Below are 11,284 nucleotides of genomic sequence, written 5' to 3'. Positions count from 1 at the left end.
TATCAAACAATAATTGTTTTAATTCATTTGGTTTAAATGGATTAAAGAATCTCATATTTAGTTGCATATATGTTTCATAATAACGCATCGCTGGGTAATCACTAGTTATCGTAGGAACCCCTAAAAAAGCTGCATCAATAGCTGTCATATTACCATTATCCGTAAAACCTGGATGCATAAAAAATCTCGCATTACTTAAGATATTTAAGTATTTATTTTTATTCATATTCCCGTAAAACACAAGATTATCTTTTAGTATTTTTTCTTTTTTTATGAATGCTCTTACTTCTAATATATATCCATTCTGTCCTTCATACTTTTCCTTTATATCAAAGTTTTTTGTATCAACACCAGTAATATAACATTTGAATTTTCCCCCACCTTCGTAGTAATCGACCAAGGCGGCTCAAGCTCTTAAATGATTCTTATGTCTTCCTATATTCGGGCTCCAAACAAAATACTCATCCTTGTTTTTATTTATTATTTTTTCCTCTAACTTAATTTCATCAAACATAAGTGGTGTCAAATAAAGCTTTTCTTTTTTTAACCCAGCATATTGAATTCCATCTTCAAGCGTAGGTTGTGTCATAACGATAACTCCCTCTGACTCTCGTTGTAGATTAATCACACACTCTTCATAAAATGCACCATATTGCTCAGGTAAGTATCGCTGAATATAGTCATGTACAACAACTACATAAGGTTTTGTTGTAAACAACTTGGTTGGTACTCTATCAATAATAAAAACTAAATAATCGCAATCCTCAAAATAATTTGCACCATCGTCAGGAATACAATATTGACCAGGTTGATACTCTTTAAACCAGCCTTTAAGTTCCATTATATTATTAAGATAGTTATTATCTACTAGTTTCCATTTAAAACTTCTTATTTGTATATTCGCCTCTTTTATCTTAGAAAAACAGTCTCCATCTTTAAAATTTTCATGGTCTAAATGCCCAAAGATAATTTCCACATCTTCTTTATGATCCTCTTTCAATCCGCGAATAATGGATTTCATAAATCTGAGCGTATAATCTAAAACCCCACCTGTATAAGCTTCTGGAAGTAAAACTCCAATTTTATGGACTCCCTTTTGAGCAATCTGCCCACTTCTATTCTTTTCTATTAGCTCTTCTATTTTTTTTAGTTCTCTATCCCAAATTTTTCTACAAAACTCATAACTAAATGGCTTTAACAAAATCGCCTGTTCTTGTTTAATCTGATTAATAAATCTCTTATCTCCACGCATAATACGTTTAATTTTTTTTCTTGCTTCCTTGATAGTTTCACAACTACCAATTAATTTTTTCCCAGCAATTTCTTCAAGTAGTCCTCCAGACATATATATTAATGGCATACCACTCTTAACAGCCTCTAATGGATGGTAATGCAAATGTCTTTTTTCTCTAGAATGATAAAACATAACGTCAAGATGCTTCATATTATAATCATATTGTTCCTTAGGTATAAACCCTGCTACATTTTTATCATCTGCTACATCAATAGGTTGAGCACCACCAATAATGTATTCAAATCCCTTGAAATTTTCTTTAAAAGTTGTATATATATTATTAAAGTATGGACTTGTATTAATTCTTGGGCAAACAAATAGAATCTTATTTTCTCCCCCTGCCCATTCATTTTTTACATAGGCATCCTTTAACCCTAGCGGTAAGTATATTGATCTATTTTTGAAAAAACGATATTCAATTTCTGCAATATTTTCATATGATTGTGCAAAAAAGAAACGTTCTCCTAACTTTTCCATTTTGTCCAGAAAGGCAATTCCTAAAGAATCTCTAATTACACCTGTATATGTGACTCCATTAGAAAGACCGAATGGCTGCATTACTAGGATCCCCTTAAATCCCTCTACTAACATTTTCAACTGTTCTGGAAAAAAACCAAAAAATGCAATGTCAAAATATTGGTTTAGTAGTTCTATAATATCCTGAGGTACAGCCTGATAAAAATTTATTGCATTTAGTTTCTCTATCACCTCTCTAGGAATAGTCAAGCTATCATCATATTGAAAATCAACGCTTGCTGACAAATTTCCTTCATCATAGGGAAACATTTTAGGACAATAAACTTCATATCCCATATCTAGTAACATTGGTACTTCAAAAGCCCTCAGTGTATTATGATTCATCAACCATAACGCTCTAAATTTATCCATTTTTCCCTCCACTTGTATAATCTATTTCATATATTTATAATATTCTTTTATAATCTCACTTGGTTTTCCATCTGCAATTATTTCACCCTGCTTAATTAATATAGTTCTATTACAAATTTCTTCAATTGCTGCCATATCATGTAGTACTAATACTAATATCTTCGCATTATCCATAACATTAAGCATTCTCTGTCTCGCCTTCTTCTGGAAATTAATATCTCCAGCACTTAACACCTCATCAACTAAAAGAATGTCCCCTCTTACCGAAGTAGAAATAGCAAAAGCTAATCGAACTAACATTCCTGAGGAATAGGCTCTTATGGGATAATCTATAAATTCTCCCAATTCTGCAAAGTCAATAATTTCCTGTTCTTTCTCTTTAACCTCTTTTGGAGTTCCTCCTAACATTAATCCTCTATACATTATGTTTTCCCTACCTGTTGATTCCATATCAAATCCTAAGGTAAGCTCAAACATTGATCTAATTTCACCCTTTGTTTCTATTGTTCCATTTTTAATAGGATATACACCACCTAAAGCTTTTAACAACGTACTCTTACCTGCACCATTAAATCCAATTACCCCTACTCGTTCACCGTCATGTATCTCCAAATTAAAATTCCTTAAAGCATGTACATCCTCAAGATTTTCTTTTGTTTTTTCAAAACGAAGTTTAGAAAAAATTTCTTGTTTAAGAGTTCTTGCATTATACATCGTCGATGGGTAATATAAATCCACATTTTTCATTTTTACATAACAATCCATTTTTCCACCACCTTATAAATAAAAAATCACTTTCTTTTCATTGTTTTTATTAATCCTAAATGCACAGAACACAATAACTATATTGGTACAGACAACAAATATATAATCAATTAGTGACGGCATTGTCATGTAAACAAACGGACATCTTATCAAATTTAAGATATGTGTTACAGGATTATATTTTAATAGATTTGTTAGAGCTACACTTGTTGTAAACATTTCCTGTTTAAAAAACACAGGAGAAACATAATAAATCATTTGCATGACCAGCACCATAATCTGAGGATAATCTCTATACTTAACACTCATATATCCTGATATTGTGGTAAGTCCCCATATCATCGGGAAATACATAATGAGTGTTAAAGGTAGCGTAATTATTGCAAATATTAGATTTTCTGGTGAAACAAACAATACCCATACAACTAATGCCATCAGTTCCATTAAAAATGTCACCATATTTAGTACTGCGTATCTTAAAGAATATATTGTGATTGGATGATTATATTGGCGAATGTACTGTTCACTATTAATGTAACAGTTCCCACCACCAATTACACATGCCTGTAATAAGTCCCAGACTACAATACCAGAAAGTACATAAAGAGCATAACTACCCAATGGTTGGTTGAACAGTGTACTAAATATAAATGATAATATAATTGTTAAGAATAATGGTTGAAGAACCTGCCAAAGTAACCCTAATTTGGATCTTCGAAAACGTGCTTTTAAATCACTTTTAGCCAGATGCAACCAAAAATATCTTGTCTTATAAATTTTAAAACCATATTCCTTAAAACCTTCCATCACACTATCCTTCCATCACAATCTTCTTCAAGCAATCACAGATATATGCCACTTCTTCCTCTGTCAACATAGCATGAGAAGGTAGGCTAATTCCTCTCGCCCCAAGTTTCTCAGCTATCGGACAAGAAATGGTATTATCCAAATAAGGAGGCATTATATGCATAGGATAGAAAACTGGACGCATTTCAATATTGCAAGCCTCCATCTCCTCCATAACCTGATCTCTTCCCTTTGCTACGATGTCTTGAAGCATTATATTATTCATCCAATACGTTTGCTTATAATCGTTTGGGGCATACTGCATCTTCATATATGCTTCTGTACCTTTTAAATACTTCCTATATAATTTTGCAATTCTTTCTCTCTCCGCTATGTGCCAGTTGATATTTTCCAACTGACCTAATCCTACCGCTGCCTGCATATTTGTCATTCGGTAGTTATAACCAACTGCTATATGCCAATATTTTTTATCTAGAGATACAGCTTGTCCTTTAAGCAATTTCATTTTCTTATATAGTTCCTCATCATTTGTTACTACCATTCCACCTTCACCACTAGTTATTACTTTATTTCCAAAAAAACTAAAAGAAGCAGCCAACCCAAAACTCCCGACTCGTTCTCCCTTAAATTCTGCACCATGAGCTTCGGCCGCATCCTCTATTATTGGTATATTATATTTTTTCGATAACTCCATAATTGCTTCCATATTCGCCGGTAAACCATAAAGATGAACTGGCATAATTGCTTTCGTTCTACTTGTTATTTTTTCTTCTATTTTCTTTGGATCAATATTGAATGTATCCTCTTCGCTGTCAACAAAGACAGGTGTAGCACCACAATAGCGTACTGTATTAGCTGTAGCAATATACGTTAATGTAGGCATAATTACTTCATCTCCTGAACCAATTCCCATCGCCAAAAGTATTAAGTGAAGAGATACTGTTCCATTGGAACATGATACAGCATATTTACAACCACAGTATTCTGCAAACTTTTCTTCAAATTCCTTAACAAATCTTCCATTAGCAGAAACCCAACCAGTGTCAATACATTCATTTAAATATTTTTTTTCATTTCCATTAAATACAGGACTTGCAATTGATATTCTTTTCATCTATAATCCTCCTAAGTATAAAACTTTTTATGTTCTTATATTTTACAATCAGTAATTCTATAATTTTGCTAATTTATTTGATGTGCAGGCACCCCAACAACTTTTGCCCCTTTGGGTATGTTTCTTATAACTACAGAACCTGCACCAACAGTAACTTCATCTTCAATTACAATCGAATCAATTACATTTGTACCAGTCCCTAGGAAACAGCCACAGCCAATCTTTGTTGAACCTGAGATTGAAGAACCTGGTGCTATATGCGAATACTGACCTATTATATCATCGTGGTCAATAGAAGTATTGGTATTAATAATACACCCTTCGCCTATATGCGCTTCTGCATTAATTACAGCCCCTGGCATTACTACTATTCCAGTCTCTAATTTAGCATGAGCAGAAATAACTGCATACTTACTTATAACATTAATTAGTTCATATCCTATATCTTTTAATTTATTCGATAACTTTTTTCTTACAACATTATTTCCGATTGCAACAAATGCATACCGAATTCCTTCCTCATATATTCTTTGTAAATCAGAATCTTGACCTATTACTGGAATCCCCCAAAAGCCTGTCTCTTCTTGTCCAGCAATCAGACCACAAATCTCATATTCATTATTCTGCCGAATTATGTCAAGTACACTTCTTGCATGACCCGATGCCCCTAATATTATCACTTTATTCATATCTATCAAGTATCTCCTCTACACACTTTGCTGTCTTTTCCCAATTGAATTTCTTTGCTTGCAATAAGCCAGCTTCAACTAACTGTGTTCTTAAACCAGATTCTGTTTCTATCCTTAACATCGCATCTTTAATTTCATTAATATCCAAAGGATTTACTAATAATCCAGCTTCTCCAACTACTTCAGGCAATGAAGCCACATTAGAAGTAATAACTGGGGTTCCACATGCCATTGCTTCCAACGGTGGTAATCCAAACCCTTCATATAACGACGGAAAGACAAACGCAATCGCCCCTTTAATTAATTTAGGTGCATCTTTTATATCAACATACCCTAAAAATTCAATCATGCTATGTAATTTCAATTCATCAACAGTATTAAAGATTTCATCATACAACCAACCCTTTTTACCTGCCAATATCAATTTAGGAATATCTTTTTTCTGCTCGTATAATGCCCCATATGCTCTGATTAAACGTTCTATATTTTTTCTAGGCTCTATCGTCCCTAAATACAAAAAATACTCACTATTAATGTTGTACTTTTCTTTTATTTTCTCAATATCTCTTTCACTGTAATCACTATTATAATACTTTGTATCAACACCTAAAGAGATAACTTCTATTTTTTCAGATTCAACTTGAAGATAACGTATAATTTCTGCTTTACTAAATTCTGATATTGTAATAATTTTATCTGCTCGTTTACATGTTTTAGCCAAAGACAGTTCAAGAAACTTTCTAGTCTTAGCTCTGACTGTTTCTGGATATGCTTTATACGACATATCATGTACCATCGCTATTTTCTTTCCACGAACTCCAGGTGGAATAATGTAATTAAAAAAGATTGTAACTTGCGAATTTCTCTCGAAAAAAAACCAATATGGTATCGGTATGAAATTCCATATCATTCGGTAAATTACATCATGAAACCATTTCACTTTTTTTATTGAGTATCCACTCTTTTTATACTTATCTATTTCTTGTTGACGTCCCCTATCATAACCCATAACAAAACAGTTTAATTGATATTTTTTATTACAATTCATATTTAGGTTACTTAAAATATTATGAGCAACCCAACCTATTCCCGTCTTTTCACCTTTTAAAAAAAGTTGCCCATCGATAGAAACCTTCAATTTATTTCCTCCTTAACACACTGACCAATCTAACGTACTTGTTTTATCCACATTACTCTACAGGGTTTCATACACCTCAAATACCCTCTCCAGCATAGTCTCCATCCTATACTCTTCCTTCATACGTTTTCGTGCCATTCTTCCCATTTCATTTCTTTCTTCCTCATGGTCAACCAGCCATTGCATTGCTTTTGCCAATGCCTGCACATCTTCAGGTGGAACTGTTAATCCAGTAATTTTATCTAAGCTTACATAAGGAACTCCACTTGGTAAGTTTGTATTAATAACAGGTTTCCCAAATGCCATTGCCTCTATCTGCACTAAACCAAATGCTTCGCTTCTTACTATTGATGGAAGTACGAATACGTCACAGGATTTCAGATGCTCATACAACTCTTCTTCTGCAACCTCACCACAAAAATCAACTTTATCTTCAATATGATACGATTTTGCCAGATCCTTTAACTCTTGTTCCATATCTCCTGAGCCTACCATAGTTAATTTTGCATTTTCTACATCTTTAAAAGCTTCCAGCAATACTTTACAACCTTTATAATAAATTAGCCTTCCAATAAAAAGGAACTGCACTTTACTTGTTTCACATTCCTGTTCTTTGGGTTCGACAATATATTTATCTGCTTCATATTCAATCTTCTGATCAACACCAAAAGGTACAATAATACATTTATCTCGAAAAGGCTTTAAGTATTCAGATCCTTCAATATGCCCTTTCGTCGCAACAATAATAACATCTGCTCGCTTAAGCATCCTATTCATAATCGGTTTATATAGTAACATCATCTTTTTTTGTCTTACTACATCACTATGCCACCATACAACTATTTTTCCTTTATAGTTAGATAGCAGACATGCTAAATCACCAAAGGGATACGGCATGTGTAGATGAATTACATCAACTTCATGTCTTAGACTTCGAAGTTTTTTTGTAAGACCTAATGGTACTGGTAGATTTCCAACCATAGCAATACTTGGTACTCTAATAACTTGTACTCCATTAATTTCTTCTTCAATTAACTTCTTCTTTTCAGAAGAAACAAGTACTTTCATATCTGTTTTATCAGCCAAACCCTCTGCTATTTGCTGGACAACTCGTTCAATCCCTCCAACATAGGGGTAGTAAAGTTTATTAATTTGTAAAATTCTCTTTTTTCCCATACTCCCTACCTTTGTCATCGTTTTTGGACTCTACCATACTAATTCATTCAAGCCAATTAAATACATCAACTATATTCCAAGAACTATTCTCTTACCAACCCTAACATACTGTTTGTAAGGCTTTCTAGTTTCTCACTCGCATCTTCCAAACTACTTCCCTTAACACCCATATAAAACTTAACCTTAGGCTCCGTTCCAGAAGGTCTTACACAACACCATGCATCATTCTCTAATTCATAATACAAAACATTTGATTTTGGCAATCCAGTTGATTCTTCTTGACTTGTTGCTAAATCAAGTCTCTTATCTGACTGATAATCACGAATCGCTTCTACTTTAAATTCACCAATTTGTTTTAATGGTGTCGTTCTCATTTCCTTTAAGATTTCTTGAATCTTTTTGCTCCCTTCTTCACCTTTCAATGTAATAGAAGCAAGGTTTTCTTTGTAGTAACCATATTTATCATAGATATTCAACATCTGATCCCATAGAGTCAGACCCTTTGTCTTATAATAAGCAGCCACCTCACACAATGCCATTACTGCGACAATCGCATCCTTATCTCTTGCATATGTGCCCAGTAAACAGCCATAACTTTCCTCATATCCAAATATATATTCATATGTATTATTTTCTTCAAACAGTTTAATCTGTTCTCCTATGTATTTAAAACCAGTAAGCACTTCAATTAGTTTAATATCATATCCTTTTGCTATTGGTTCTGCCATATTAGAAGAAACGATTGTCTTAACCATTGCAGCCTTAGAAGATAATGTTCCTTGCTCCTTTTTCGAAGCTAAGATATATTCTGCTATTAATAACCCAGACATATTACCTGTAAATGATACATATTCGCCTGTATTGCTGTCCTTAGCATAAACTCCTAATCGGTCTGCATCAGGATCCGTTGCAAGTACGATATCAGCATCTTTTTCTTTTGCCAATTGCAATGCTAATGTGAATGCTTTTGGGTCTTCTGGATTTGGATAGTCTACTGTACTAAAGTTTCCATCTGGCAATTCCTGTTTGGGAACAACATATACATTCTCAAATCCTAATTCCTTTAGAATTCTTCTAACTGGTACGTTTCCTGTTCCATGCAAAGGTGTATATACTATTTTAATCTCTTTTGCTTCTTGCTTAATCGATTCAGGATGTAAAACTAATTTTTTAAGCTCTAAGATATAAGCATCATCAATCTCATTTCCAATACTATTGTATAATCCCTTATTCAAAGCACTCGTTTTATCCATTGTTTTTACATCAGCATAGTTGTCAACTGCTTTTACTTCATTAATAATCTCTTTATCTTTAGGTGCTGTTATCTGTGCCCCATCTTTCCAATATACTTTATATCCATTATATTCAGGTGGATTGTGACTTGCCGTTATTACAATACCTGCAATACAACCTAATTTTCTTACTGCAAAGGATAACTCTGGCGTAGGACGAAGAGAATCAAACACGTATGTTTTTATACCATTTGCATTTAAGCATAACGCTGCTTCTTCACTAAATTCTATTGACATATTTCTTGAGTCATAAGCAATAGCCACACCCATATCCTGTCCATTTTCTTTCAGAATATAATTTGCCAACCCTTGAGTAGCTTTTCTAATCGTATAGATATTCATACGATTTGTTCCAGCACCGATTACGCCTCGTAATCCACCAGTACCAAAATCTAAATCTTTATAAAAACGGTCTTTAATTTCTTTTTCATCACTGATACTTAATAACTCTTTTTTTGTATCTTCATCAAAGTAGGCATCTTCTGTCCAAAAACTATATAATTCTCTGTAACTCATGCTTCAATCTCCTCTTTACTTTCATCTATATATCCTATAGTACATCAACTACTCATACCACCAATCCCCAAACATCTTCCTCACAGCCCCAATACACTTCATAGCAATTCTCACTAACCAAGCTGTCCCAGGTACTATAATCGTTTTCTTTCCTTGTATAGTTCTAATTCTTTTTATTGTCATAATTGTGTCAGCATACTCCTCATCTTGAGGTAAATAAGTCCCACAACCTGTATTCTCAATAACCTCTTCTAAAAAGGAACAAAGCATATCAATCTGTATCATGCTCCTCTTATTATGAATCTTCGGATAAATCGGATTATAGGTTGCCAATTTAACCAATCTAGTATAATTTCCTTTGCAACCTTCCCCATATACCATAGGTGGACGAATAATTGCTATATGAAAATCCTCTGTCTCCATCACTTTCAGCTTTATCTCCGCTTCTAGCTTCGACTTACCGTATAATGTATCTGGAAGTTCTTTCGTATACCTTGTTATACGAGTAACACTAGAGCCATAAACTGCTGCTGTACTCATAAAAATCAACTGTTTCACACCTGCTGCCTTTGCCTTCTTCGCAATCTCTACTGGCATATCACAGTTAATGCTTTGGTATAACTCTTTCATACTATTTTTTTCTTTTTGATGAACAATAGCAGCCAATATAAGTACTACATCATATCCTTCATAATTTACATGTTTCCAATCACCATTCGACGCTTGAACCTTATCAATCGTAATAGTACTCTCTGATGTGTTTGTGTTATCATTTATATATTTATTATCAATATATTTGTCGTTTATATACCGCTCAAACGCATTACCGATATAACTATTCGCACCTATCATCAACACTTTTTTCATGCATTTCTTCTCTTTCTATATCAATCTGAGTTATCCCTTGTGCTGGCATACTCTTCAACTGCCCCATCAGACGACATGTTCATTCCATCTTGTTTACTCTCTTCCTCAGCTTTGCCCTCTTTCACACCTTCGTGTCTCAGTACCGACCCAGCCGTCCTAAGTATCAACATGGCATCAACTAACAGCGTAATGTTATCCACATAATCCCCATCATACCTCGCCTTAACTAGTATCGGCAGTTCATCTCTACCACTAACCTGCGCAAGCCCTGTCAAGCCTGGACGTACAGCATTCGCATGATATAAATCTCTCTCAGCAATCAAATCCTCTTGATTCCATAGTGCAGGTCTTGGCCCGACAATAGCCATATCCCCTACAAATATATTAAACAATTGTGGTAGTTCATCTAAGCTTGTTTTTCGCAGGAATCTACCAATTGGTGTTATGTACTGCTCTGGGTTCGTAAGTAGATGTGTCGGCACATCTTTTGGTGTATCCGTTCTCATTGTACGAAACTTTAATATATTAAAATGTATCTTATCTTTTCCTACTCGTTTTTGTTTGAAGAATACTGGGCCTTTCGAAGTACATTTGATTATAATTGCCAGTATCATTAAAAGCCACGATAAAACCAGTATTGCTAAAGCTGACAATATAATCGCAAAGAAACGTTTTAGATACTGTCTATAAATCATAGCATTTACTACCCTTTCTTATAAGAATCTTATCCTCAACAAT

General features: G+C 33.9%; 11 protein-coding genes. All 11 read right to left on the bottom strand.

Annotated elements, in window-relative coordinates; translation table 11 throughout:
• The coding region (locus tag RMR19_RS12260) for a hypothetical protein (RefSeq protein WP_331654725.1) at positions 1-400 on the bottom strand (400 nt) is incomplete at its 3' end.
• A 6-nt stretch (positions 401-406) separates the two neighbouring features.
• Entirely contained in the window at positions 407-2,182 is a 1,776-nt protein-coding gene (locus RMR19_RS12255; RefSeq protein ID WP_310603776.1) for a hypothetical protein, read from the bottom strand.
• A 21-nt stretch (positions 2,183-2,203) separates the two neighbouring features.
• A complete protein-coding gene (locus RMR19_RS12250) occupies positions 2,204-2,947 on the bottom strand; it encodes an ABC transporter ATP-binding protein (RefSeq protein WP_310603775.1) in 744 nt (247 codons plus the stop codon).
• Positions 2,948-2,959: 12 nt separating this feature from the next.
• On the bottom strand, positions 2,960-3,754 hold the full coding sequence (locus RMR19_RS12245) for an ABC transporter permease (RefSeq protein WP_310603774.1): 795 nt from the start codon (positions 3,752-3,754) through the stop codon (positions 2,960-2,962).
• Positions 3,755-3,758: 4 nt separating this feature from the next.
• Positions 3,759-4,868 carry a DegT/DnrJ/EryC1/StrS family aminotransferase gene (locus tag RMR19_RS12240; RefSeq protein WP_310603773.1) on the bottom strand — a complete coding sequence of 370 codons (1,110 nt, stop codon included), beginning with the start codon at positions 4,866-4,868 and terminating at the stop codon, positions 3,759-3,761.
• 68 nt (positions 4,869-4,936) lie between these two features.
• Positions 4,937-5,557 (bottom strand): acetyltransferase, encoded by a 621-nt coding sequence (locus RMR19_RS12235; RefSeq protein ID WP_310603772.1) that lies wholly within the window; start codon positions 5,555-5,557, stop codon positions 4,937-4,939.
• Positions 5,550-6,695 (bottom strand): glycosyltransferase family 4 protein, encoded by a 1,146-nt coding sequence (locus RMR19_RS12230; RefSeq protein ID WP_310603771.1) that lies wholly within the window; start codon positions 6,693-6,695, stop codon positions 5,550-5,552. The genes RMR19_RS12235 and RMR19_RS12230 overlap by 8 nt, the downstream gene beginning before the upstream one ends.
• Positions 6,696-6,752: 57 nt before the next feature.
• Complete coding sequence (locus RMR19_RS12225) at positions 6,753-7,871, bottom strand: glycosyltransferase (RefSeq protein WP_310603770.1); 1,119 nt, start codon at positions 7,869-7,871, stop codon at positions 6,753-6,755.
• Positions 7,872-7,954: 83 nt separating this feature from the next.
• Positions 7,955-9,679 carry a phospho-sugar mutase gene (locus RMR19_RS12220; RefSeq protein ID WP_310603769.1) on the bottom strand — a complete coding sequence of 575 codons (1,725 nt, stop codon included), beginning with the start codon at positions 9,677-9,679 and terminating at the stop codon, positions 7,955-7,957.
• Positions 9,680-9,727: 48 nt separating this feature from the next.
• Positions 9,728-10,546, bottom strand: a complete 819-nt coding sequence (locus RMR19_RS12215) for an NAD-dependent epimerase/dehydratase family protein (RefSeq protein WP_310603768.1) — start codon at positions 10,544-10,546, stop codon at positions 9,728-9,730.
• 20 nt (positions 10,547-10,566) lie between these two features.
• Entirely contained in the window at positions 10,567-11,241 is a 675-nt protein-coding gene (locus RMR19_RS12210) for a sugar transferase (RefSeq protein WP_310603767.1), read from the bottom strand.
• Between the last annotated feature and the right edge of the window lie 43 nt (positions 11,242-11,284).

Origin of the sequence: Anaerosporobacter sp., assembly GCF_031551385.1 — a bacterium.
Taxonomy (GTDB): Bacteria; Bacillota; Clostridia; order Lachnospirales; family Lachnospiraceae; genus Anaerosporobacter.
Note: the sequence above shows the minus strand (reverse complement) of the source record. Positions and strands in the feature narration are given on the sequence as shown.

Excerpts from the sequence above, each read along its gene's own strand:
- RMR19_RS12220 (WP_310603769.1), bottom strand. The coding sequence starts at position 9,679 with ATGAGTTACAGAGAATTATATAGTTTTTGGACAGAAGATGCCTACTTT.
- RMR19_RS12245 (WP_310603774.1), bottom strand. The coding sequence starts at position 3,754 with ATGGAAGGTTTTAAGGAATATGGTTTTAAAATTTATAAGACAAGATAT.
- RMR19_RS12240 (WP_310603773.1), bottom strand. The coding sequence starts at position 4,868 with ATGAAAAGAATATCAATTGCAAGTCCTGTATTTAATGGAAATGAAAAA.
- RMR19_RS12235 (WP_310603772.1), bottom strand. The coding sequence starts at position 5,557 with ATGAATAAAGTGATAATATTAGGGGCATCGGGTCATGCAAGAAGTGTA.
- RMR19_RS12255 (WP_310603776.1), bottom strand. The coding sequence starts at position 2,182 with ATGGATAAATTTAGAGCGTTATGGTTGATGAATCATAATACACTGAGG.
- RMR19_RS12215 (WP_310603768.1), bottom strand. The coding sequence starts at position 10,546 with ATGAAAAAAGTGTTGATGATAGGTGCGAATAGTTATATCGGTAATGCG.
- RMR19_RS12250 (WP_310603775.1), bottom strand. The coding sequence starts at position 2,947 with ATGGATTGTTATGTAAAAATGAAAAATGTGGATTTATATTACCCATCG.
- RMR19_RS12210 (WP_310603767.1), bottom strand. The coding sequence starts at position 11,241 with ATGATTTATAGACAGTATCTAAAACGTTTCTTTGCGATTATATTGTCA.
- RMR19_RS12225 (WP_310603770.1), bottom strand. The coding sequence starts at position 7,871 with ATGGGAAAAAAGAGAATTTTACAAATTAATAAACTTTACTACCCCTAT.